Raw genomic sequence first — 24171 nt, 5'->3', positions numbered from 1 at the left:
GTCCGTGAACCAGCCTGATTATGAGTTCCTGCGCAAGCTGCTTCGAGACAAATCGGGTCTCGATCTGTCTGCCGACAAGCAATATCTGATCGAGAGCCGCCTGCTTCCGCTCGCGCGCAAGGCCGGTCTCGCCAGCATCAGCGATCTCGTCCAGAAGCTGAAGGACGGGTCGAACGCCCTGATCAGTCAGGTCGTCGAAGCGATGACGACCAACGAGACGTTCTTCTTCCGCGACAAGGTCCCGTTCGATCACTTCCGTGACGTGATCATGCCGGAGCTCCTCAAGGCCCGCGCCAACCGCAAGTCGATCCGGATCTGGTGCGCCGCGTGCTCGACCGGCCAGGAGCCGTATTCGCTGGCGATGTCGCTCAAGGAGATGGGATCTGCGCTCAGTGGATGGCGCATCGAGATCATCGCCACCGATCTCTCCCAGGAAGTGCTCGAGAAGTCGAAAGCGGGTCTCTACAGCCAGTTCGAGGTACAGCGCGGGCTGCCGATCCAGCTTCTGGTCAAATATTTCAAGCAGGCAGGCGAGCTCTGGCAGATCAATTCCGACGTGCGCGGCATGGTCCAGCATCGGCAGCTCAATCTGCTGCACGACTTCTCCCAGCTCGGCACGTTCGACGTCGTGTTCTGCCGCAACGTGCTGATCTATTTCGATCAGGACACCAAGATCAACATCTTCGGCCGGCTCGCCAAGCAGATGGAGCCGGACGGCTTCCTCGTACTCGGTGCTGCGGAGACCGTCGTCGGCCTCACCGACGTGTTCAAGCCGCTCACGGACCGGCGTGGCCTGTATCGCCCGAGCGGGATCGCTTCCGCGGCGAAGGCGCCCGCTCCGGGAATGCCCAGGATCGCGGCCGCGGGCAACTAGATGTTCCCGCAGCCCAACAGAGCAGGACGCGAAGATGTCTGACGAGAACAAAGGTACGGAGCGCGTCACCTTCAGCCGCGGCTACGATGTCTGCATCATGGGCATCGACGGGACCTGGCGCAGGGACTGCCAGCTCAACGCCATCTCGGACAACGACGCGGTGCTGACGGTCGAAGGATCGATCCAGGGATTGAACCTGAAGGAGTTCTTTCTGCTGCTGTCCTCGACGGGGCTCGCCTACCGCCGCTGCGAGTTGGTCCGGGTCAACGGCTCCGAGATGGACATCCAGTTCATCAAGGGAAAGAACAAGAAGAAGCGTGGCAACGCTTCCGGCGGCCAGGAAACGACCGTCAACTAATTCGCCTTCCGGCAGCGCGGCGCATTGCTCGCCCACCGCTCGGGAAGCTTCCGCGCGCGAAGCGACGAGGAGACGCGCCGCCCCGGATCCTGCGCAAGTCCTAAGACCGGGAGCCTTTTTTCGGAGAACCGCTTTACGCCGCCGCAGGGTCGGACGTGTATGACAATGACCTCGGTCAAATTGTCCAGGAACGACCAATGCCGGTCATGAGTTCGGAACTTGCACCCAGCCGGCCGGAGCGCGCGGACGATGGCGGACGGCGCGCGTTGCAGCTCTTGGTCGTCGACGACGACGCTGCGCAGCGGACGCTGATCGCGCTGGCGGCCAAGCAGGCCGGCCATGCCGTGACGGTCGCGGCCACCTGCAGCGACGCGATCCGCGAGGTGCGCAACAAGCGCTTCGACTGCGTGACGCTCGATCTCATGTTCGAGGATGGCGACGGGACCGAGGTCCTCAAGGTCATCGCAGATACCCGCTTCGCCGGTTCCGTGATCGTGATCAGCGGCATGGATGCGGCGAAGCGAATTGAGGCCCGGCTGTTCGCGCGCTCGCTCGGGATCGACCTGCAGAGTCTGCCGAAGCCGGTCGATCTGGCGGCGCTGCGCATCTGCCTTGCCAATCTCGGCAAGACTGCGCTCGGCCTGCCCGTGGTTCACACCTGGGGCGGCGTCGCAGCCGAAAGTGTTGCCGCGAAGCATCGGTCCTGAGAGACCTGCATCGGAACAAGCCGCGGTCCAGAGTGCACATCCTGTGCAACGTCCAAATCCCGCCGATCTCCGATCAAGACGAGGGCAAGGCTGGCTGACGGCTGGACGTCTTGTGTCAAATGCCGTGCAGATTTTCGTGGCAAGAGCCGTGCAATGGCCTGGCACCGAGCATGCCCGTTCGGCGTGGTGCAAGCCGGCAACGCCGATGCGATCAGAGTTTGATGTCGATCATGACGCTGTCGACGTTGATGTGTTTTGCAAAGCAGCATGCCGCTCACGACGGCTGCCTTGAGATCGTGTCCAGATCGTGGTCTCGTGAAGGCGGTCACCGATCTGCAGCTACTACTTGTGGGTTAGGATCATAAACCGTACAAATACGGGTGCCCAAAGCACCCGACGAGTATGGTATCATAAGACGCGCTTTCATTGTTTCTTCTCCTTTGCAAGAGCAATCGCCCATGGCCGAACAAACAGCTTCCCGCGGTGAGATCTTTGTCGTCGATGACGATCCAGCCGTGCGTGACACCCTCTCGATGGTCTTGTCGGCAGGTGGGTACGAAGTGATCTGTTTTGCGGACGGCGCCGCGCTCCTGGCGGTGGCGCGGAGCAGGACACCGGCCTGTATCCTGCTCGACGTGCATATCCCCGGAAAGTCGGGTCTCGACATTCTCAGGGAACTGCACGGCGAGGACTATCCGGCTCCGATCTTCATGATCTCGGGCCAGGGCGACATTCCGATGGCCGTGAACGCGATCAAGAACGGGGCGCTCGACTTCATCGAGAAGCCGTTCCGCGGCAGTGAGATCGTGGCCCGTCTGAACGAGGCGATCGGTGCGTTCGCGCGGCGGCAGAAGGAGAACGCCTCGCCGAAGATCGGCTCGCTGCATTTCCCCGGCCGCGAGCCGCTGACGCGGCGCGAGCGCGAGGTCCTGGAACAGTTCACGGCGGGGGCCTCGAACAAGGAGGCGGGGCGCACGCTGGGCATCAGCCCGCGCACGATCGAGGATCACCGCGCCAACATCATGAAGAAGCTCGGCGCACGCAACGCGGCCGATCTGATCCGCATCGTGATGACGGCGTCGCGCGCCAATTGAGCCGATGGCCGGGCCGCCCGCAGGTGGCCTCGCTCTGGAGCAGCGGCAATCGCAAGCGCCAGGCCGCATGGTCAAGCCGCATTGCTCAAGCCTCGGTGGCGGCGAGCGCCTTGCGGATCATCTTGGCGAGCTCGGATTTGCGGTACGGTTTCGGCAGCAGAAGAATTCCCTCGTCGAGCCGGCCGTGATGCACCACGGCATTTTCGGTGTAGCCGGAGGTGAATAGGACCCGCTGCGCCGGGCGAATCCGCTGGATCTCGGATGCGAGCTGGCGGCCGTTCATCGTCCCCGGCATGATGATGTCGGTGAAGAGCAGATCGAACGGCTCTCCGGCATTGGTGATCGCCAGCGCTTCGGCGGCATTGGCCGCCTCCAGCGTCGCATAGCCCAGCGCATGGAGCTGGGCGAGAACGTAGCCGCGCACCAGCCGATCGTCCTCCACCACCAGGATCGTCTCCTGGCCGCCCTGGATCGCCGGCGCGGCGCCCGATGGCTGCGTGACCGCCTCTTCGCTGCCCGGCGGCAGGTACATCCGGATCGTGGTGCCGTGGCCTTCTTCGCTGTAGATCCTGATGTGTCCGGCCGATTGCTTCACGAAGCCGTACACCATCGACAATCCGAGCCCCGTCCCCTTGCCCGGCCCCTTCGAGGTGAAGAACGGATTGAACACCTTGTCGATGATGGCGGCCGGAATGCCGCTGCCACTGTCGCTCACCGCGATCATCGCGTAGCGACCGGGCCGCACGTCGTCGTAGAGACTTGCGTAGTTCTCGTCGAGGTCGGCCCAGCCGGTCTCCAGGATGAGCTTGCCGCCATTCAGCATCGCGTCGCGGGCATTGAGCGCGAGGTTGATGACCGCCGTGGCGAGCTGGTTCGGATCGACATGCGCCACGCAGGTCTCGTCCTGGAAGACGGACTCGATCTCGATCTGCTCTCCGAGCGTCGGCCGCAGCAGCTTGGCCGTGTCGATCATGAGCGTGTTGACGTCGACCTCGCGCGGCTGCAGCGGCTGCCGGCGCGCAAAGGCGAGCAGATGCTGGGTGAGATCGGCACCGCGCGCGGCGGCCTCGTCGATCATCCTGGTGATCGCGGCGAGCTGCGGCTCCTTGGCCACGGCCGCGGCGAGAATCTCGATCGTGCCGGTGATCACGGTGAGGATGTTGTTGAAGTCGTGCGCGATGCCGCCGGTGAGCTGGCCGATCGCCTCCATCTTCTCGGACTGGCGGATCCGCTCCTCGGTCGCGATCTTGTCGGTGAGGTCGCGGAAGAAGCCGTTCAGCACGAAGCCGTTGCGGGTCTTCAGCGCGGTCACGCTGAGCTCGGCCTTGAACTCGCGGCCGTCGCGCCGCTTCACCATGACCTCGCGCCGACGGCCGACCCCGAGCGCGCTCGCTTGTCCGGTCATCAGGATGCGGCCGAGCGCCTCGCGCAGCTCCTCGCCGACGTCCCCGACCGTGATCACGTCGAACACGTCCTTGCCGATGATCTCGGCGCGCGACCAGCCGAAGATCTTCTCGGCCTGGGAGTTCCAGTTGAGAATGGCGCCGTTGTCGTCGACCTGGACGAAGGCATCGAGCGCGGTCTCGATGATGTTGCGGGCGAGCTGCTCGCTCTCCCGCAGCGTCTCCTGCGCCAGCCGGCTCTCGGTCATGTCGCGCCCGATGAAGAAGTGGCGCTGCACCGGCTCCGACCAGTTCGAGGTCCAAGACAGGGTCACCACGCGGCCGTCCTTGTGGACGTAGCGGCAGTCGGAGGTGCGTGCGCGCAGGCCGAGGCGCGAGGCACGAAGCTCCTCGCGTGCTTTGAGCAGATCGCCGGAGTGGATGAAATCCGCGCCGCTGTGGCCGATCATCTCAGCCGGCGTATAGCCGAGAATCGTCTCCACGCTCGGTGAGACCTGGACCAGGATGCCATTGCGGTCGGTGATGAGGATCAGGTCCCGCGACGTCTCGAAGATGCGCCGCCGCTCCTCGGTCTGCTGGCGCAGCGCCAGCTCGGTCCGGCGGCTCTCGGTGACGTCGCGTGCGATCTTGGAGGCGCCGACGATCTGGCCCGTCGGTGATTTGATCGGCGAGACGCTGAGCGAGACCTGGACCAGCTCACCGTCCTTGCGGATCCGCACCGTCTCGAAGTGCTGGATCCGCTCGCCGCGGGCCATGCGCGCCAGAATGTCCTGGGCCTCGGCCATGCGCTCCGGCGGCACGAGGAAATCCGCACGGCGGCCCACGGCCTCCTCGGCGGAGTAGCCCAGCATGGCCTCGGCTGCCGGATTCCACGCAGTGATGGTGCCGTCCAGCGACAGCGTCACGATCGCGTCGTTCGACGATTCCACCGCTGCACTGTACAGGCGTTCGCGGGCGGCGAAATGGTCGCGCGCCGCTTCGGTCAGGTAATGCTCCTGGACTTCGCGCTCGAGCTCGGCGGTCTTGGTGCGAACCTCGTCCAGCACGCGGGCAAAGGCGCGCGCCAGCACGCCGGTCTCGCCGACCGCCTCGAGCGGAATGTTCACCGCCTCGCCGCGGCCCACGCCCTCGACGGCCTGGGTCAGCTGGTTGATCGGCCGCGTCAGCGAGCGCGCGACCACGAAGGCGAGCGCGGCTGCGCACAGCATCGCGATCAGGCCGACCTCGATCGCCGTCTTGCGGATGGCGAGGGCGGGCGCCATGAAGGCGGTGTTCGGGATCGTCTCGATCACCGCCACCCATTCCTGTCCCGCGAGCAGCGCCGGTGCGAAGGCGACGCCGCCGGGACGATCGGCCTCGTCGTGCAGGATCTGCGCGAAACCTTCGGCGCTGCCCGTCGCGCCGGCGAGCGTCGGAAAATCGTCCTGCCATCGCGTCGATCGGCCGCGCTTCGAGGCGAATTCCCGGTCGGATTCGGGATGGAAGAGATAGTCGCCGCGGGCGTTCACCACGTAGAGCTGGGCGCCCGGCCGGGCCGCGACGCGCAGATGCGCGAAGATCGGGCGCATGTCGAGATCGATCATCAGGATCGCGTACGGCTTGCCGTCCGGTGCGAACACAGGCGTGCCGACGCACAGCATCGGCACGCCTGTCTTGGGATCCGTCGTGTTGCCGTCGAGAATGATCGGCGAGAGCCGGATGCCGCCGGGCGGCAGGCTCAGCGTCTCCTTGATGTAGTTGCGCTCGCCGCGCGTGATCAGCTCGTTCTCCGGAACGATCCGCACCGTGTTGCCCGGCCCGAGCCGGTCGACCCGGATCAGCTCGCGATAATTGTTCTCGATCCCGACAAGGCGGATCATCGCGTAGGTCTGCTTGGCCTGCAGCTCAGCGAAGTAGCGCATTGCGACCCGCTCGCGCCACGACTGCGCCGGCAGCCCTTCGCGGGGATCGGGAGCCCCCGTCTTCAGCGTGCGTATCAACGTTGCCAGATTTGGCGAGGCGCGATAGCCGTTGATGTCGTTGCGGGCACCGCCGACATAGTTTTCGAGCTCGGTCGCCATCAGGCGCGAATGCGACTCGATTCGATCGAGCGCGCGCGGCAGCAGCGCCCGCTCGAGGCTGCGGTAGCCGAGCCAGCCGACGGCGAACACCGCGATCGCGACCAGCAGGATCATCGCGACAGCCAGTCGCGTCGTCAGCGTGATGCGGCCGCCGAGCCGCGGACCCTCGCTCGCGGGCTGCGCGCCGCTCAGCAGGGGCTCTTTGCTTCGGCTGTCAGGAGTTCGGAACAGCATCGTGGCCTGGCCTGGGTCGAGTAGCCTGATCGCCTGCCGATGCCAGGCAATCGGAAACCATCGTCAGGAGGGCTGCCGGCTTGAACGGCTTGGGCAATGCGGAAACCGCTCCCAGCTTGGTAGCCATGGCAAGATAGTCGGGCTCTGACATCGAGGTCGGGGTGTGGGGACGTCCCGAGGTCATGATGATCGGAACACCCGGCGTTTGCTTGAGGATCATGCGCATCGCCTCCAGCCCGTCCATGCCCGGCATGAAGATGTCCAGGATCACCAGGTCGAAGCTCTCGCTTTTGAAGCGGACGAGCGCCTTCTCGCCGTCACCGGCGATGCCGACGACGTGACCGGCCCGTTCGAGCACGCGCTGAATTGTCAGCTGCATGAGCGGATCGTCGTCCACGACCAGAATCTTCGCCACGCTCCGCATCTCCCGATTGGCTGGCAGCAAGACCAACGGTCAGTTGTAAAGGTTTTGCCCAATTCGCGGCGCACCGCAAGCGCTTCGCCGCGCAAGTCACATGCAGGATGGGACGCGGTGATCGATGTCCCGTGCGGGCGAAGGGTGGACCGTCCGGGCGCCGTGCCTGCATTCGAGGCGCTCGCGCCGTAGTTGCATGGCGCGGAGCGCTTCACAATCGCCTCGTCCCGGCGAGGGCAGTCGCGCTGAATGCACAATATTTGAGCATATGTCTAAGGTCGACGATCCCGGGCAGCGCGACGGGTGGGAGACGATGCGGACCTGCACGGGACGGAGCGGCCACAGAGCGACATGCCGGGATGCGGCGTGACACCGCTTACGTCCTCCGATTGGGCGGGCCGCTAGCCGCTGAGATAGTCCGGCCAGCGGCCGCGAATGGTCGCGAGGTCGCTCAGCGTGCCGGTCAGGTGCTCGCGCAGATGCGTCTGCGCCTCGTCCGGCCGGCCCGCGGCGATCGCGTCGACGATCTGCTTGTGGTGGCGCAGGATGGTCTGCGCCTTGCCGGGCGAAGGCAGATGCAGCCGGCGCAGCCGGTCGATGTGACCGCTGCGGCTGCGGACCAGACTCCACAGCTCGTGCTTGTCCGCGGCGGTGTAGAGCCGCTCGTGGAATGCGTTGTCGACGATCGTGAACGAGGTGAAGTTGCCGTCCTTGGCGAACCGTCTCTGCTGGGCGATCAGGGCATGTAGTTCGTCGATCGGGGCCGCCGCCGGTTTCAGTGCGAGCAGACGCACGATCTCTAGCTCCAGCGCCTGGCGCAGGAACTGCGCCTGCTGCGCGCGAGTCACGTCTATGCGGCTAACCAGGGTCGCATGCTGCGGGAAGATGTCGACCAGGCCCTCTTCGGCCAGCCGCATCAGCGCGTCCCGGATCGGTGTCGAGCTGAGGCCGAACTCGGCTTGCAGCGCCGGCCGCGACAATGGCGCTCCCGGCGGCAGCGCCAGCGCGATGATCTGGTCGCGCAACCGCTCGAAGACTTGCGGTGCCGCGCGTCGGCTCGGATCGAGCCGTTCGGGCGGGAGAACCGCAGCAGGCGTCGCGGGCAATGCCATTGGTCGGACGTCCGGCTCGAATGTCGCAGGGCAGAACAGCCCTTGTCAGAGATGCACTAATGCATTAGTGCATCTCTCCGCCGGCCGTCAAGAAGGAGCCGGCATGCGAGGAGGGATGTCCCATGTTCGAGAAGTTCGGGCGCTCGGCCGCACGAGCCGCCGGCCTGCTGGCCGCGCTGCTGGTCGCGGCGGCCTGGAATGACGCCGCACAGGCCCAGCAGAAGACCGAGGTCTCGCTGTCGCGCCAGCCCGGCATCTTCTACATGCCGAGCCACATCATCGAGAAGAACAAGCTGATCGAGAAGCATGCTGCCGCGCTTGGCGTGCCCGGCGTCACCACCAAATGGCTGACCTTCTCCGGCGGCGGCGCGCAGACCGATGCGCTACTGTCGGGCAGCGTCGACATTCTCAATACCGGCACCGGCAATCTGCTGTTGTTGTGGGACCGTACCCGCGGCGGCGTGAAGGGTATCGTCGCGACCTCGGCACAGCCGATGACCCTGATCAGCCGCGATCCCAACATCAAGTCGATCAAGGACTTCGGTCCCAGCGACAAGATCGCTGTGCCGACCGTCAAGGTCTCGACCCAGGCCATCGTGCTGCAGATCGCGGCCGCCGAGGCGTTCGGCGCCGATCAGTGGAACAAGCTCGACGCCAACACCGTGCAGCTCGGTCACCCCGACGCCTATACGGCGCTGTCGAACCCGCAGCACGAGGTGCACAACCATTTCTCGATCCCGCCCTACACGTTCCTCGAATTGAAGAACGTCCCCGGCGCGGACGTCGTGATGAATTCGCCCGACGTGATGGGTGGACCGCTCAGCCAGGCGCAGTTCTTCACCACGACGAAGTTCGCCGACGCCAACCCGAAGATCATCCAGGCGGTGCGCGACGCCACCAAGGAGGCGCAAGACCTGATCCGCAGCGATACCCGGACGGCGGTGGAGATCTACAAGGAGATCACCGGCGACAAGACCTCGGTCGAGGATCTGCTCGCCTGGCTCAAGGAGCCCGGCATGATGGAGTGGAACCTGGAGCCGCAGGGCACGATGAAGTTCGCCGCGCATCTCGCCAAGATCGGCACCATCAAGACCCAGCCCAAGGCCTGGACCGACTACTACCTGCCGGTCGCGCATGATCTGAAGGGCAACTGATGTCTGCGCTGCTCGATGTCGATGGCGTCACTTTGCGCTACAAGACCTCCAGCGCCGTGATCACGGCGACCGAACGCGTCGGCTTCTCCGTCGACCGCTCCGATCGCTTCGTGCTGCTCGGACCGTCCGGCTGCGGCAAGTCGACCCTGCTGAAGGCGGTCGGTGGCTACATCAAGCCGAGCGAGGGTCGGATGCGCATCAACGGCCGCGAGATCACCGGTCCCGGCGCCGACCGCATGATGATCTTCCAGGAGTTCGACCAGCTGCTGCCGTGGAAGACCGTGCTCGCCAACGTGATGTTCCCGCTGCTGACGGCGCGGCGCATGCCGCGCAAGGAGGCCGAGAGCCGCGCCCGCGCCTATATCGAGAAGGTCGGGCTGACGCGCGTCGTCGATGCCTATCCGCATACGCTGTCGGGCGGCATGAAGCAGCGCGTCGCGATTGCCAGGGGCATGGCGATGGAGCCGGACATTCTCTTGATGGACGAGCCATTCGCGGCGCTCGATGCGCTGACGCGGCGCACCTGCCAGGACGAGCTGCTGCAGTTGTGGAACGAGACCAAGTTCACGGTGCTGTTCGTGACGCATTCGATCGCGGAAGCCATCAAGATCGGAAACCGCATCCTCCTGCTGTCGCCGCATCCGGGCCGGGTCAAGGCCGAGGTCATCGACGTCGACAAGGTGTCGGCCGAGGATGGCAGCGCCGCACGCCTGGAGAAGCAGATCCATGACCTGCTGTTTTCTGAACCCGCAACGGCACATTGAGGGCCGCTCCCATGGCTGAAGCAAAGATCATCCTGCGCGACACGGCCGCGGTGAGCGCGTCCCCGGCCGAGGTCGAGCGCAAGCTCAGCATGCTCGAGCTGCTGTGGAACGACGGCTTTGTGCGCAAGACCCTGATCATCGTCGTGCTGGCCGCGATCTGGCAGGCCTACGGCAGCTATCTCGACAATCCGCTGCTGTTCCCGACCTTCTCCGACACCATCGTCGCGCTCTGGGAAAAGGTGCGCGACGGCACCATTCCGATGCGCGCCTGGACCTCGCTGAAGGTGCTGTTCATGGGCTATGCCGCTGGCATCATGCTGGCGTCCATCCTGACCGTGCTCGCGATCTCGACCCGCATCGGCACCGATTTCCTCGAGACCGTCACGGCGATGTTCAACCCGCTGCCGGCGATCGCGCTGCTGCCGCTGGCGCTGATCTGGTTTGGGCTCGGCAGCGGTAGCCTCGTTTTCGTGCTGATCCATTCGGTGCTGTGGCCGGTCGCGCTCAACACCCATTCCGGCTTCAAGAGCGTGTCCAACACGCTGCGCATGGTCGGCCGGAACTACGAGCTGAGCGGCCTTTCCTATGTCATTCGCATCCTGATTCCGGCGGCGTTCGGCGCCATCCTCACCGGCCTCAAGATCGGCTGGGCGTTTGCGTGGCGCACCCTGATCGCGGCCGAGCTGGTGTTCGGCGTCTCCTCGGGGCAGGGCGGCCTCGGCTGGTTCATCTTCGAGAACCGCAATTTGCTGGAGATTCCGGCCGTCTTCGCCGGCCTGCTAACCGTGATCGTGATCGGCCTCGTGGTCGAGAACCTGATCTTCCGCACCATCGAGCGCCGGACCGTGCTGGCCTGGGGGACGCAATCATGAGCGAGCGCAAGCAACCCGATCAGCTGCGCAGCGCGCGCTGGTTCGCACCCGACGATCTCCGCTCCTTCGGCCATCGCTCGCGCGTGATGCAGATGGGCTACGCCGAGGAGGAATGGAAGGGCCGGCCGGTCATCGCCATCATCAACACCTGGTCCGACGCGCAGCCCTGCCACATGCACTTCAAGCAGCGGGTCGACGACGTCAAGCGCGGCGTGCTGATGGCCGGCGGCTTCCCGATCGAGCTGCCGGCGCTGTCGCTGTCGGAGTCGCTGTTGAAGCCGACCACGATGCTCTATCGCAACATGCTGGCGATGGACGTCGAGGAACTGTTGCGCAGCCATCCCGTCGACGGCGCCGTGCTGATGGGCGGCTGCGACAAGACCACGCCGGCGCTGCTGCTCGGTGCCACCAGCATGAACCTGCCGGCGATCTATCTCCCCGCAGGACCGATGCTGCGCGGCAATTGGAAAGGCAAGACGCTCGGCTCCGGCTCCGATGCCTGGAAGTACTGGGACGAGCGCCGCGCCGGAAAACTGTCGGACGCCGACTGGAATGCGATGGAGGCGGGCATCGCGCGCAGCCACGGCACCTGCATGACCATGGGCACGGCCTCGACCATGACTGCGATTGCTGAGGCGATCGGCATGACCTTGCCCGGCGCCTCGTCGATCCCCGCCGCCGATGCCGAGCACATCCGCATGAGCTCGGAGTGCGGCCGCCGCGTCGTCGAGATGGTGTGGGAGGACCTGACGCCGTCGAAGATTCAGACGCGGCCAGCGTTCGAGAATGCGATCGCGGTCGCGATGGCGATGGGCTGCTCGACCAACGCGATCATCCACGTGATCGCGCAGGCACGCCGCGCCGGCGCCGATATCGGCCTCGACGATTTCGAGGCCGCGAGCCGCAAGGTGCCGGTGCTCGCCAATGTCCGGCCGAGCGGCGACACCTATCTGATGGAGGACTTCTACTACGCGGGCGGGCTGCCCGGCCTGATGAGCCGGATGCCGGAGCATCTCCATCTGGATTGCATGACCGTCAACGGCCGCACGCTGGGCGACAACATCGCGAGCGCCGGCGTCTACAATGACGATGTGATCCGTCCGCAATCCAACCCGATCTACCGCGAGGGCGCGCTGGCCGTGCTCAAGGGCAACCTTGCGCCGGGCGGCTGCGTCATCAAGCCCTCCGCCTGCGAGCCGCGCTTCCTGAAACACACCGGCCCGGCGCTGGTATTCGACGACTATCCGTCGATGAAAAAGGTGATCGACGATCCCGATCTCGATGTCACCGCCGACCACGTGCTGATCCTGCGCAACGCCGGCCCACAGGGCGGACCAGGCATGCCGGAATGGGGCATGCTGCCGATCCCGACCAAGCTCGTGAAGCAGGGCGTGCGCGACATGGTGCGGCTGTCGGACGCCCGCATGAGCGGCACCAGCTACGGCGCCTGCATCCTGCACGTCGCGCCGGAAGCCTATGTCGGCGGTCCCCTGGCGCTGGTGAAGAACGGCGACCGCATCACGCTCGACGTCGCCGCGCGCACCATCAATCTCGATGTGCCGGAGGACGAATTGGCGCGCCGCCGTACCGAGTGGCAGCCACCGGCACCGCGCTTCGAGCGTGGCTATGGCTGGATGTTCGCCCGCCACATCAAGCAGGCCAATGACGGCTGCGATTTCGACTTCCTCGAGACCGGCTTCGGCGCTCCGGTGGGAGAGCCGGCAATTTATTAGTTCATAGCGCCGCGTTAGCCCGCGCTGTTTCCGCGCTCCCGGTGCGCTCCCTCCCCCCTTGCGGGGGAGGTCGGGGAGGGGGGGTACCCCAAGCGACACCGTTGATGTGGACCCCCACCCCCAACCCCTCCCCGCAAGGGGGAGGGGCGTGCAGCGAGCAGGACATGACCAAACTCAGCACCACCACCCGCAACAAGCTCAAGACCGTCTCGACCGCGACCGTCGCCACCGCGCTGTTCAAGCGCGGCCTGCGCATCCAGTGCATCCAGAACGTCCATCCGCTCAGTCCGGACGCCCCGACCATGGTCGGCGAGGCCTTCACGCTGCGCTACATCCCGGCGCGCGAGGACCTCAACACCATCGAGGTGTTCCGGGATCGCGGCCATCCGCAGCGCAAGGCCGTGGAGGAATGCCCGCCCGGCGCCGTGCTGGTGATGGACAGCCGCAAGGACGCGCGCGCAGCGTCCGCCGGCGCCATCCTGGTGAGCCGCCTGCAGCAGCGCGGCGTCGCCGGTGTCGTCACCGATGGCGGGTTTCGCGATGCGGCCGAGATCGCCAAGCTCGGCATCCCCGCGTTTCATCAGCGCCCGAGCGCGCCGACCAATCTCACCCTGCATCATGCGATCGAGATCAACGGCCCGATCGCCTGCGGCGATGCGCCGGTGTTTCCGGGCGACGTCGTCCTCGGCGATGCCGACGGCGTCATCGTCATCCCCGCCCATCTCGCGGACGAGATCGCGGAGGAGACGGTCGAGATGACCGCGTTCGAGGATTTCGTCGCCGAGCAGGTCGCGAACGGCCGCTCCATCCTCGGCCTCTATCCCGCGACCGATCCGCAGACGCCGCATGATTTTGCCGCCTGGCGCGCGAAGCACGGCCGCTAGCTTACCCCACACTCCGCTGGCGTCCCGGCCTTGAGCCGGGACCCAGAAACACAGGCGGATGTGACTACGAAGAAGGTGGCTCCAGCCTGCCCAACAACCGAGGACGGTGGTTATGGGTCCCTGCGTTCGCAGGGACGACACTGTTGGTCGGGCGAGATCCCGCTACACATCTCGCTGTTGCTGTCAGTCGCCGCGCTCACGCGCTTCTATCAACTAGACCCACCGCCCACAGTGCGAACGCATAGACGATCGCGACCTCGTCGAGGCGGTTGAAGCGGCCGGAGGCGCCGCCGTGGCCGGCGCCCATGTTGGTGCGCAGCACGACAGGGCCGCCACCGGTCATCGTCGCGCGCAGCCGGGCGATCCACTTCGCCGGCTCCCAATAGGTGACGCGCGGGTCGGTGAGACCGGCCATCGCCAGGATCGCGGGATAGGGCTTGGCGGCGACATTGTCGTAGGGCGAGTAGGACAGGATGGTGCGGAAATCGGTCTCGCTCTCGATCGGGTTGCCCCATTCGGGCCATTCCGGCGGCGTCAGCGGCAGGCTGTCGTCGAGCATGGTATTGAGCACGTCGACGAACGGCACCTCGGCGACGATGCCGGCGAACAATTCGCCCGAGCGGTTGGCGACCGCGCCCATCAGCATGCCGCCGGCGCTGCCGCCATGGCCGACGATGCGCTTGGCGCTGGTGTAGTTCGCCGTGATGAGGGCCCGCGCGCACGCCGCGAAATCGTCAAAGCTGTTGGTCTTCTTCTCGCGCTTGCCGTCGAGGTACCAGCCCCAGCCCTTGTCGGTGCCGCCGCGGATATGGGCGATGGCATAGACGAAGCCGCGGTCGACCAGCGACAGCCGGTTGGTGGAGAACGATGCCGGCATGGCATGGCCGTAGGACCCGTAGCCGTAGAGCAGCAGCGGCGCGGCGCCGTCGGCCTTGAAGTCGCGCCGATGCAAGAGCGAGACCGGCACCTCGGCGCCGTCGTCCGCCTTCGCCATGATGCGCGTGGTGACGTAGTCCGCCGGATTGTGCCCCGACGGGATTTCCTGGCGCTTGCGCAGCGTTCTAGCGCGCGTCACCATGTCGTAGTCCCACACCTCCGACGGCGTCGTCATCGACGAATAGGCAAAGCGCAGGTTGGTGGTGTCGAACTCGTAGGAGCCCATCGCGTCGAGCGAATAGGCGCCCTCGTCGAAGGCGATCGCGTGTTCCTCGCCGGATTTCAGGTCTCTGATCACGATCGACGGCAGCGCATTGGCGCGCTCCAGCCGCACAAGGTGGCCGGCATAGAGATCGTGGTCGAGCACATAGATGCCGGCGCGATGCGGAATGAGGTCGCGCCAATTGGCGCGCTCGGGCGCGGTCAGCGATGCGGTCACGATTTTGAAGTCGATCGCGCCGTCGGCATTGGTGAGAATGAACAGCTCGTCGCCGCGATCCGCGATCGAATATTGCACGCCGTTCTCGCGCGCGGCGACCAGACGCGGCGGCGCATCGGGATCATCGAGATCGATCAGCCGCTGCTCCGAGGTCTCATGGTCGCCCCCGGCAATCACGCAGAACCGGCCGGAGGTCGACTCGTGCACATGGGTGAACCAGCCGGTGTCCTTCTCCTCATAGACCAGCAAATCGTCTGATTGGTTGGTGCCGAGCTTGTGCCGCCATACCTGCATCGGGCGGTGATTGTCGTCGAGCTTGACGTAGAAGAAGCTCTTGCAGTCACGCGACCACACCACGCCGCCGTCGGTCTCCTCGACGAGATCGACGAGATCGTTTCCACCGTCCCAGTCGCGGACGCGGATGGTGAAATACTCCGAGCCCTTGGTGTCGGCGCTCCAGGCGGCCAGCTTGTGGTCGTGCGAATGCCGGCTGCCGCCGAACTTGAAATACTCATGCCCGCGCGCCAGAGCATCGCCGTCGAGCCCGATGGTCTCCGCCCCGCCGTTGCGCGGCGTGCGGCAGAACAGCTCGTGCTGGCCGCCCTCGCGGTACTTTCGGAAGTAGGCGTAGGGCCCGTCCGGCGATGGCACCGAGGAATCGTCCTCCTTGATGCGGCCGCGCATCTCCGCGACGAGCTTCTTCTGCAGCGGTGCGGTGTGGCCGAGCACGGATTCCGCATAGGCGTTCTCGGCCTCGAGATAGGCGCGGATGTCGGCGTCGAGCAGCGACGGATCGTGCAGCACCTCCTGCCAGCGCGCATCCTTCAGCCAGGCATAATCGTCGCTCACGGTGATGCCGTGGCGAGTGAAGGAATAAGGGCGGCGCGGCGCCACCGGCGCCTGGGTGCTGCTGTCGGTCATGTCGTCCTTTACGGGGTCACGCTCTCGCCGAGCCATTGGATCGCGGCGTCGAGGCCGCCGCGGCCATGCGGAATCTTCAACGCCACCAGCGCCATTTCGATCACACCGAGCGTGCCCAGCACCATCGGCGCGTTGACATGGCCCATATGGGCGATGCGGAACGCCTGGCCCTGGAGGTCGCCGATCCCGGTACCGAGCACGACGCCGCACTGCTCCTTGCAGTAGGTCTGCAGTACGGCCGGATCATAGCCGCCGCCGACCAGCACCGTGGTCACGGTGTTGGAACGCTCCGCGGCGTCTGCGATATTGAAGCCGATCACCTGGCCCTCGCTCCACTTCGCCACGGCGCGACGCACGGCCTCGGCGAGCAGCGCATGGCGCCGGAAGGCGTGCGGTAGCCCCTCGGCGAACAGCATGTCCATCGCCTGGCGCAGTGCGAACAACAGATGCACCGGGGCGGTGCCGCCATATTTGCGATAGTGCTCGGCGCCCTCGCGCTCGCTCCAGTCCCAATAGGGCGTGCGCATGTTGGCGCGCTTATGCGCCTCGAGTGCGCGCGCGTTCGCCGCGACGAAGCCGAGACCGGGCGGTGTCATCAGGCCCTTTTGCGAGCCGGACATCGCGACGTCGATGCCCCAGGCATCCATCTCGAACGGCATGCAGCCGAGCGAGGCGACGGTGTCGACCATATAGAGCGCCGGATGGCCCGCGGCCTTGATGGCGCGGCCGATCGCCTCGACATCGTTGACGACGCCCGAGGCGGTGTCGATCTGCGCCACCACGATGGCCTTGATGGTGTGCTCCTTGTCGGCGTGCAGCCGCGCCTCGACCTCGGCCGGGCGCACCGCGCGGCGCCAGTCGCCCCTGAGAACCTCGACCTCGGCGCCCATCGCGCGCGCCGCTTGGCCCCAGCCGATCGCGAAGCGGCCGCTCTCCAGCACGAGCAGCTTGTCGCCGCGCGACAGCACGTTGGAGAGCACGGCCTCCCAGGCGCCATGGCCGTTGGCGATGTAGATGTAGGTCTTGCCCTTGGTCGCGAACAGGCGGCCGAGATCGGACATGATGCCGTCGGTCAGCTCGACCATCTGCTTGGAGTAGATGTCGAGCGCCGGGCGGTGCATCGCCTGCAGCACCTCGTCGGGCATCGTGGTGGGTCCCGGGATGGCCAGAAACTCCCGGCCCGCGCGAACGGTCATTGTCAGTGTCCTCGGCGATGTGGTTTGGCGGTTGAGGGTGGTGGCGGGCTCTCGCACACGGCTGGCCCATGGTCGTTTTACGTGGCGCGGCGCATCAAGAAAAGCCGGAGAAGCCGGGGGGCTGGCATGCCCCGGCAGGCCGGCGCGTCAGGCCGTCAGCGCCTCGTCTCGCGGCAGCCGGCGGCCTCGGCCTCCTCGACCGAGCAGAACCAGCGCGTGCCCTTGGCGACGTGCATCTTGATCTGAGCGTACCAACGGCTCTTCGGCGTGTGATAGATGCACTCGCCGGCGCCGTTGACGTTGCCCTTGATGGTGCAGTCCGGTGACGGCGCAACCGGGCCCGAAGCCGAGGCGAGCAGGATGTTGCGCGCGCTCTCCGGCGGCTTGGTAGCGCCGAGGATCGTGGTCTTCTTGTTGCGCACCCGCCAGTCCCACGGTGCGATGAATGCGCCCTGCCACATGCCGGCCTTGGCGGCCCGCGCCTCCGCCTCGTCGGGCTCGTAGTCGTGCGAGAGCGTGCGATAGGCCAGCGCCCAGCCGCTGCGCACCAGCCATTTCTGGATGTCCTCGCCGTCGACGTCGCAGCGCGCGACCTGGCGACCGCGGCGATCGATCGAACGCGGATGACAGGTCCAGCTCTTGCCGTCCGCGTGCTTGATCAGCTCGTCACGCGCGGCCACGCCGCAGGTCCAGCGCTCGCCGTTCTTGTTCAGGCAGAGCTGATCGACGGCGGGCGCGTCGATGCCGCCTAGCCGGATGCGGGTGGTCCCGATCGTGATCCCATCGGCCTCACGGATCTTGGGAATCCCGGCGATGTCGGCCGCGGACGCGACGGACGGCAGCAGCAGGAGGAGCGCGAGCAGGGCTGGTTTCATCGACATGAACGGGCGCGGATCGTCCTTGGGGAGGGCTGGGGCAATTGTGCGGCGGATCGCCCGGTTGTTCCAGCGCCGTGATTGCCTGACCCGCTCAACTTCGCGCGATGGTGGGGATGTTTCGACTCGAGCTATCACCTCGACGGCAGTGCGCTCCCCTCCCCGCACGGGGGAGGGGAGTCGACCGCCATCAACTCCCTCACCGCATCACGACCCTTCGCGCCAGCGCCAGGCCCATCAGCACGAAGGCGGATGTCACCTCGGGGCCGCCGACCAGGATGCGGGTCGGGGTCTTCATCTTGTTCCATTCATAGGCGCGGTACGGATGCCGCCGGCCGCCCTCGCCGAACGACGTCACGATGCAATGCACCGCGGGCGCGAAGCTCGCCGCAGCGCCGCCGAGATGGCCGAGCGCGATCAGCGCCAGCGCGGCGTCGAACGGGTTCATCTCGCGGCCGATCAGCTCGTCCTCGACATAGCCGAGCACGCGCAGACGAATGAGCTCGAACGCGCCGTCGGGATCGATCGCCCGCCGCGCGGCGGGCGGCAGTGCCATGAAGGCGTGGTAGCAGCGGCCGAAATAGGCGCAATACAGCTCCGGCAGATAATAGATGTGCGCGCGCGGGTCGGCGAAGGCGCCGCTCAGCACCAGCCGCTGCTGGAAGCCGACGATTCGCCTGACGACGTCGAGCCGGGCTTGTGTCTCCAGGACCTGCCAGCGTGCGAGGTTGCGGAACGACACTTCGAGCACGTCGAGATTCAGCGTCGGATCGAGATCGTTGCCGTAGGGCCGCTCGCCGGCCAGGCTGTCGATCCAGGTCGCGACGCCGCCCTCATAGTCGATGTTGTCGTTGATCGGCACCGTCACGCGCGGCTCGTTGCCGCCGGCGCGCACCTGGTAGCCGGCATAGAAATCCAGCAGCGGCTGGTTCAACATCGGGTCGTCCGAGCCGGCCTGCGTCGCCGCCGAGAACGAGCACGCCGTGGTGTCGCAATCCGGCACGTAGACGCCGAAGCCGAGGTCCTGCTTGATCTGGGTGAAGAAGCGCGAGAAGCGCGGATGCGGCGGCGGCGCCAGCGCGGTGACGACGTCGTAGCTCTTGCCGTCGGCGCCGCGCACCTCCTCGCGGCTGACGGTCAGGCAGAACTCGACCATGGCCGAAATCGCCGTGCGCGCCGCGGTCGCCTGCTCCGACGAGGCGAGGCCGGTCTCCAGATAGCTCAGCAGCGCCTCGGTGAAGAACGCGTCGTAATAGGCCGAGCGGTGGCGGATCTGCACCGGCTCCCACATCGGCTCGGCGATGCCGCGCCACGGCGGATTGATGACGGCCGCCGCCGGCGAGCGCGCGATGAAGACGCGGGCGAGGTTGAACAGCAACGTCGAGTTCTTGTAGCCGCGCGCGTCCAACCCCTGCAGCGCCATCAGCACCTCGCGGCCCTTCATGTCGGGATCGCCGATCAGGTTGAAGGCGGCATAGGTCGGGATGAAGCCATTGCGGCTGAACGAGCCGAGCAGGTCGGCGCCACAGGCCCGGATCACGCGGTCGATCTCGGCTTCCGGCGGCATGGCCGCCGCGGCGGTCCGGCGCGGCGGGGCAGGGTGATGCAAGGCGACGCTGTCGACCAGATCGGCGATCGGGCGGCCGACCTGCTCCCAGTCCGGCGTCGGATTGTCGCGGGCGAGAACCAGCGCGTCGCGCAGCGCATTGAGAACAGCGGGATCGTTCAACTCGGGCAGGCCGGCACGGCGCAGCAATGCGCGCAGCGCGGGGTTCCCCAGCGCGGTCCGGTAGAATTTCGACAGATGCGGGTCGCCGCTGCCGGGCCGGCGCAGGATGGGATCGCAGACCTCGTACAGCGAGGGCCCATCCTTCCGGGCCGTCAGTGCGCGGCAGGCCGCGCCGGCGAAATACTGGAAACTCAAGCGAGGACTCGCAGGTTGTCGGAGGCGGGACGGACGGCATGCGCTGCTCGAAACGCCCGGCAAACGGCGCGTCACGCGCATGCATGGGGCAAACTGACACGCTGGACGGCCAAAGACAACGTGACGGCGGTCACGGCGCGCGAGGCCGATCTGGCGGTATTATGGCTTCCCGGCGGTCCGCCCAGGGCCCTTTGGAGATCGGCGCCATGGTTAAATTTGCGTTTCTCTTCAAGTGCTTGAAAAGTCAATGCTGTTCCGATGTTGCTTGGGATGCGGGTTCGGGTTAAGCCTATCTTCGTTGCGGTGCCGCAAATTGCGCGCAATTCGACGACACATCGTCTCGCAACCCCTCAAACCTCAGAGGCGCCAGCGCGACCAAAGGGTGCGCCCCTTTGGCCACGCTTGGGCAGGCTCGGACCAGGATTGACGTGATGACCGCAAGGCAGCCTTCTCTCTCCCGCCGATCGGCCGTGATCGCCGCCGCGCTTCTCTGTACGGTGTCGCTCGCGATCGGTGCGCATGCTGCCCTCAACAAGCGTTCGCTCGAGGCGCCCAAGGCGGCAGCCTCCGAGCAGAGCAGCGTGGCGACCGGCAACGGCGCGCGCCTCGCGCTGGTCATCGGCAATGGTCATTACCCCGATGCGAATGCGCCGCTCGTCCAGCCGATCAACGATGCCCGGGCGCTGACCGGCGCGCTGCGCCGCGACGGCTTCGACGTCGATGTCGTCGAGGATGCCAACAAGGACGACATGATCCGCGCGGTCGAGCGCCTCAAGGCCAGGATCAAGCCCGACTCGGTCGTGATGCTGTTCTTCGGCGGCTACGCCATCCAGGCGGGACGCGAGAGCTACATGATCCCGGTCGATGCCAAGATCTGGAAGGAGGCCGACGTGCGCCGCGACGGCACCAGCATCGAGGGCCTGCTCGATACGGTCCGCGAGCAGGGTGCGCGCGCCAAGCTGGTCGTGATCGACGCCGCGCGCCGCAATCCCTATGAGCGCCGCTTCCGCGCCTATTCGCACGGCCTGGCGCCGATCAATGCGCCTGCCAATGCGCTGATCCTGTCGTCGGCGACGCCCGGCAAGGTGCTGGACGATCCGAAGGGCCAGAACAGCGTGCTGGTCGGCGAGCTGCTCAATCAGCTCGGCAAGAGCCCGAGCGCCGAGGCGGTGTTCAACAAGACCCGCAACGCCATCGCGCGCAGCTCCGACGGCGAGCAGGTGCCGACCGTGTCGTCCTCGCTGGTCGAGGACATCCGCTTCAGCGCCGACGTCGCCAACGCCGGCAGCTGAGCTTAGCCTGTCCCGCTCCTGAGATGCTCCGCCCTCTCGGCGGCCTCCCACCCTCCCCTGGACGGGGAGGGTCGCCTCTCGGCGAGCGAAGCGAACCGTGGGGCGGGGTGGGGTGATCTCTCCACTTGCACCGTCATCCGTGGCTCCACCCCACCCCGCCGCACGTCGCTGACGTGCCGCGCGACGACCCTCCCCCTCCAGGGGAGGGTGGGGCCGCGTGCCCCTCAGACCCTGCGACGTTACGTCGGTCAATTGCTCGCCATCACAGGCCGCACCGGGTCGCCTTCGCGCAGCAGCGCGCCGGCGCGGGTGACCACGACGTCGCCCTCGGCGAGGCCGTCGCGGATCTCGACCTGGCCGCCGGCCATCAGGCCGATCTCGACCCGCTTGGTCTCGATGCGCTGGGCGCGGACCACCTGCACCACCGTGCCGTCCGGGTCGTACAGCACGGCGGTCAGCGGCACCGCGACGCCGCAGCTCTGGCCGATCTTGATCACGGCGCGCCCGAACGAATTCACCAGCAGCCGCGCCGTGCCGTTGATGCCGATGAAGGCCTGGCCGAGCTGGCTGTTCGGCTCGACGGTCGGCGCGACCCTTCGAATCTTGCCTTCGACCTCGCCGGCCCCGACGATGCGGATCCGCGCCGTCTGGTTGACGGCGAGCTTGGCGAGCTGCGCGCTCGGCACCAGGCCGACGAGATCATATTCGTTGCGGGCGAGAATGGAGAACAGCGCCTCGCCGCGACCGGAGGCAAACGCGCCGATGGTGGCGCTCGACGACAGGATGGTGCCCGCCACCGGCGCCTGGATCATGATCGTGCCGCCCTCCGGCGGCGTCAGCCGCGCCAGGTTCTGTCCGGCCGTGACGGTGTCGCCGGCATCGACCAGCACCTCCGCGACCTTCAGTCCGGGACGGTCGGGCCTGACCGCGGTCTCGTCGCGCGCCAGCACCATGCCGGACACCTCGACCGTGTTGTCGAAGCAGGCCTTGGTCGCCTTGAGCACGCTGACCGCGGCGCCCCTCGGCGCGGTGTCCTCGGCTGCCGCCGCAGCCTGCATCATCGCCAGCAGGCCCGCGGCGGCGAGCATCGGCATCCGGCGCAGCGTGGCGGCAATTGCGGCATGTCCCATGCGAAACGATCCTCGCGAAAATCCATTCATTCAGCGGCCGCGGTCGGGATAGCAGACGCGCCGCCGCCGGGCCAGCCGACCCGCGTCCCTGGTAGTCGCGCCAGGGTGCCGCGACGTTCAGCCGACGGTGCCGAACTTCTCGGCCGGGTCCACGTTGACGCTGCCGAATGTCAGACGTCTTTTCACTTGGGACTCACGACCATGCTTCGGCTCTGGATACCGCTTCTGCTCTGCGCCGTCGTCGTCGCGCCTGCGGTCTCCGCCGAGCTCACCGCCGACGCCGTCAACGGCGCCGAGTTGCGCAAGCGGCCGCCGGCCGAGGAGAAGATGGATCCGGTGGCGATCCGCGCCCAGGTGCTGCTCGATCGCGCGCGCGTCTCGCCCGGCGAGATCGACGGCCGCTTCGGCGACAATGCGCGCAAGGCGCTCGCCGCATTCGCGCGCGCCAAGGGCCTTGCCGGCGATCAGGGCCTTGCCGGTGATGCGAAGCTGACGCCGGAGCTGTGGGATGCGCTGCTGCGCGGCGACCAGGGGCCTGCCATCGTCTCCTACACGATCACCCGCGACGATGTGAGAGGGCCGTTCCTGAAGAAGCTGCCGCAGCACATGGAGGACATGAAGGACCTGCCGGCGCTCGGCTACACCTCGCCGCGCGAGGCGCTGGCCGAGAAATTCCACATGAGCGAACAGCTGCTGTCGGCGCTCAATCCGAAGGCCGGCTTCGACAAGGAGGGCGAGCAGATCGCCGTCGCCAATGTGATCAAGCCGGACGAGGCGGCACCGGAGATCACGCGGCTCGACATCAGCAAGGACGCCGGCACCGTGCAGGCGTTCGACCGGGACGGCAAGCTGGTGGCGGTGTTTCCCGCCACGGTCGGCAGCGAAGAGAAGCCGACGCCGGTCGGCAGCTTCAAGGTGATCTCGATCGATGCCAACCCGAACTACCGCTATAACCCCGACTACAAGTTCAAGGGTGTGAAGGCGCGCAAGCCGTTCACCATCAAGCCCGGTCCGAACAACCCGGTCGGCGCCAATTGGATCGGCCTGTCGGTCGGCATCGGCTACGGCATCCACGGCACCGCCGAGCCGTCCAAGGTCGGCAAGTCGGAATCACACGGCTGCGTCCGGCTGACCAATTGGGACGTGCGATTTCTCGGTGACCACCTCGCGAAGAAGGCGAAGGTGGAGCTGCATTGAATGTTCACAATCATTCCGGGGCGGTTGGATTGCTTCGTCGCTTCGCTCCTCGCAATGACGGAGCACGTCAATCTGCATCTGCGCGTAGCGGCCGATTTATCCAGTCATCTCAACTTGATCTGGGCTGTCCAGATGTTCGGTAAAAAAGAAATAGCTTGCGCCGTCGGGCAAATCAGGAGGAGATTTGCGCCCGTCCCGCCTCATTGAAGAGGGGCGCCTTCGCGAACGTCACGATGCGTTGAGGTGGGATGCGATGGCCGCGGCGGGCGCAGCGTGTTCGACACGCGGACGTACGCCATGCTGCGGACGGTGAAGTCGCAGGGTCCTGGCCTCCCGACGCTGAGGTCCGCGCAATGCGCGCGTCATGCGCGCGTTGTCGCCACGGTGGCAAACAAGCCGGTCACCGAGGAGACTGCGTATAAATCGTAAAGCCATCGCGCAGGGAGGGCCGGGTCATTCCGGCTGTACCTGTGGTTCTGCCGCCTGCATTTTTTCTCGCAGGCGGACCGCAGGCCTCAGCCGAGGCCTGGCTCTCCCTGCGCCCTCTGCTTCAAGAGGGTGTCCCGATGAGCACAGCTCGGACGCGAAACGCGCCGC

The 24171-nt window shown here is 66.4% G+C and carries 20 protein-coding genes; 12 read left to right on the top strand and 8 right to left on the bottom strand.

The window, feature by feature from the left end; all coding sequences use genetic code 11:
- Positions 1 to 4: 4 nt before the first annotated feature.
- From QW881_RS22435 to QW881_RS22420, 4 genes are all read left to right on the top strand, one after another.
- Complete coding sequence (locus tag QW881_RS22435; protein WP_315757214.1) at positions 5 to 874, top strand: protein-glutamate O-methyltransferase CheR; 870 nt, start codon at positions 5 to 7, stop codon at positions 872 to 874.
- A gap of 34 nt (positions 875 to 908) precedes the next feature.
- Positions 909 to 1232, top strand: a complete 324-nt coding sequence (locus QW881_RS22430) for a PilZ domain-containing protein (protein ID WP_315757215.1) — start codon at positions 909 to 911, stop codon at positions 1230 to 1232.
- A gap of 197 nt (positions 1233 to 1429) precedes the next feature.
- Positions 1430 to 1939, top strand: a complete 510-nt coding sequence (locus QW881_RS22425) for a response regulator (protein ID WP_315757216.1) — start codon at positions 1430 to 1432, stop codon at positions 1937 to 1939.
- A 458-nt stretch (positions 1940 to 2397) separates the two neighbouring features.
- Positions 2398 to 3033, top strand: coding sequence for a response regulator transcription factor (locus QW881_RS22420; RefSeq protein ID WP_315750719.1), 636 nt, complete (start codon positions 2398 to 2400; stop codon positions 3031 to 3033).
- Positions 3034 to 3118: 85 nt separating this feature from the next.
- Here the strand turns inward: QW881_RS22420 and QW881_RS22415 are convergent, their stop codons facing one another.
- The 3 genes from QW881_RS22415 to QW881_RS22405 form a co-directional block, all read right to left on the bottom strand.
- Entirely contained in the window at positions 3119 to 6730 is a 3612-nt protein-coding gene (locus tag QW881_RS22415; RefSeq protein WP_315757217.1) for a PAS domain S-box protein, read from the bottom strand.
- A complete protein-coding gene (locus QW881_RS22410; RefSeq protein ID WP_315757219.1) occupies positions 6711 to 7145 on the bottom strand; it encodes a response regulator in 435 nt (144 codons plus the stop codon). The genes QW881_RS22415 and QW881_RS22410 overlap by 20 nt, the downstream gene beginning before the upstream one ends.
- Positions 7146 to 7546: 401 nt before the next feature.
- Positions 7547 to 8257, bottom strand: coding sequence for a GntR family transcriptional regulator (locus QW881_RS22405; protein WP_315757220.1), 711 nt, complete (start codon positions 8255 to 8257; stop codon positions 7547 to 7549).
- 122 nt (positions 8258 to 8379) lie between these two features.
- Between QW881_RS22405 and QW881_RS22400 the strand changes: the two genes are divergently transcribed.
- The 5 genes from QW881_RS22400 (at position 8380) to QW881_RS22380 (ending at position 13664) form a co-directional block, all read left to right on the top strand.
- The gene (locus tag QW881_RS22400; protein WP_316158704.1) at positions 8380 to 9411 is read left to right on the top strand and encodes an ABC transporter substrate-binding protein; all 1032 of its coding nucleotides are present in this window, start codon (positions 8380 to 8382) and stop codon (positions 9409 to 9411) included.
- A complete protein-coding gene (locus QW881_RS22395; RefSeq protein WP_015663656.1) occupies positions 9411 to 10175 on the top strand; it encodes an ABC transporter ATP-binding protein in 765 nt (254 codons plus the stop codon). The genes QW881_RS22400 and QW881_RS22395 overlap by 1 nt, the downstream gene beginning before the upstream one ends.
- An 11-nt stretch (positions 10176 to 10186) precedes the next feature.
- Positions 10187 to 11047 carry an ABC transporter permease gene (locus tag QW881_RS22390; protein ID WP_315757221.1) on the top strand — a complete coding sequence of 287 codons (861 nt, stop codon included), beginning with the start codon at positions 10187 to 10189 and terminating at the stop codon, positions 11045 to 11047.
- A complete protein-coding gene (araD, locus tag QW881_RS22385) occupies positions 11044 to 12780 on the top strand; it encodes an L-arabinonate dehydratase (RefSeq protein WP_315757222.1) in 1737 nt (578 codons plus the stop codon). The genes QW881_RS22390 and araD overlap by 4 nt, the downstream gene beginning before the upstream one ends.
- A 164-nt stretch (positions 12781 to 12944) precedes the next feature.
- Complete coding sequence (locus QW881_RS22380; RefSeq protein WP_315757223.1) at positions 12945 to 13664, top strand: ribonuclease activity regulator RraA; 720 nt, start codon at positions 12945 to 12947, stop codon at positions 13662 to 13664.
- A gap of 196 nt (positions 13665 to 13860) precedes the next feature.
- Here the strand turns inward: QW881_RS22380 and QW881_RS22375 are convergent, their stop codons facing one another.
- From QW881_RS22375 to QW881_RS22360, 4 genes are all read right to left on the bottom strand, one after another.
- Positions 13861 to 15960: a S9 family peptidase gene (locus QW881_RS22375; protein ID WP_315757225.1), complete on the bottom strand. Its 2100-nt coding sequence runs from the start codon at positions 15958 to 15960 to the stop codon at positions 13861 to 13863.
- Between the two features lie 8 nt (positions 15961 to 15968).
- Positions 15969 to 17156 carry a pyridoxal-phosphate-dependent aminotransferase family protein gene (locus QW881_RS22370; RefSeq protein WP_315757226.1) on the bottom strand — a complete coding sequence of 396 codons (1188 nt, stop codon included), beginning with the start codon at positions 17154 to 17156 and terminating at the stop codon, positions 15969 to 15971.
- Positions 17157 to 17311: 155 nt separating this feature from the next.
- On the bottom strand, positions 17312 to 18037 hold the full coding sequence (locus tag QW881_RS22365; protein ID WP_315757227.1) for a thermonuclease family protein: 726 nt from the start codon (positions 18035 to 18037) through the stop codon (positions 17312 to 17314).
- 193 nt (positions 18038 to 18230) lie between these two features.
- A complete protein-coding gene (locus tag QW881_RS22360; protein WP_315757228.1) occupies positions 18231 to 19955 on the bottom strand; it encodes a hypothetical protein in 1725 nt (574 codons plus the stop codon).
- A gap of 431 nt (positions 19956 to 20386) precedes the next feature.
- Here QW881_RS22360 and QW881_RS22355 point away from each other — a divergent pair, with 431 nt between their 5' ends.
- Positions 20387 to 21247, top strand: a complete 861-nt coding sequence (locus tag QW881_RS22355) for a caspase family protein (RefSeq protein WP_315740775.1) — start codon at positions 20387 to 20389, stop codon at positions 21245 to 21247.
- A gap of 248 nt (positions 21248 to 21495) precedes the next feature.
- Here QW881_RS22355 and QW881_RS22350 read toward each other — a convergent pair whose 3' ends face one another.
- Positions 21496 to 22377 (bottom strand): efflux RND transporter periplasmic adaptor subunit, encoded by an 882-nt coding sequence (locus tag QW881_RS22350; RefSeq protein WP_409999002.1) that lies wholly within the window; start codon positions 22375 to 22377, stop codon positions 21496 to 21498.
- Positions 22378 to 22578: 201 nt separating this feature from the next.
- Between QW881_RS22350 and QW881_RS22345 the strand changes: the two genes are divergently transcribed.
- Both QW881_RS22345 and QW881_RS22340 read left to right on the top strand, forming a co-directional pair.
- On the top strand, positions 22579 to 23574 hold the full coding sequence (locus tag QW881_RS22345) for a L,D-transpeptidase family protein (RefSeq protein WP_315757230.1): 996 nt from the start codon (positions 22579 to 22581) through the stop codon (positions 23572 to 23574).
- Positions 23575 to 23781, top strand: a complete 207-nt coding sequence (locus QW881_RS22340) for a hypothetical protein (RefSeq protein WP_315757231.1) — start codon at positions 23575 to 23577, stop codon at positions 23779 to 23781.
- Positions 23782 to 24171: the final 390 nt, after the last annotated feature.

The organism is Bradyrhizobium sp. SZCCHNS3016 (genome assembly GCF_032484535.1).
Lineage (GTDB): Bacteria > Pseudomonadota > Alphaproteobacteria > Rhizobiales > Xanthobacteraceae > Bradyrhizobium.
The sequence above is the reverse complement of the archived record's forward strand: the minus strand, read 5'-3'. Positions and strand labels throughout refer to the sequence as shown.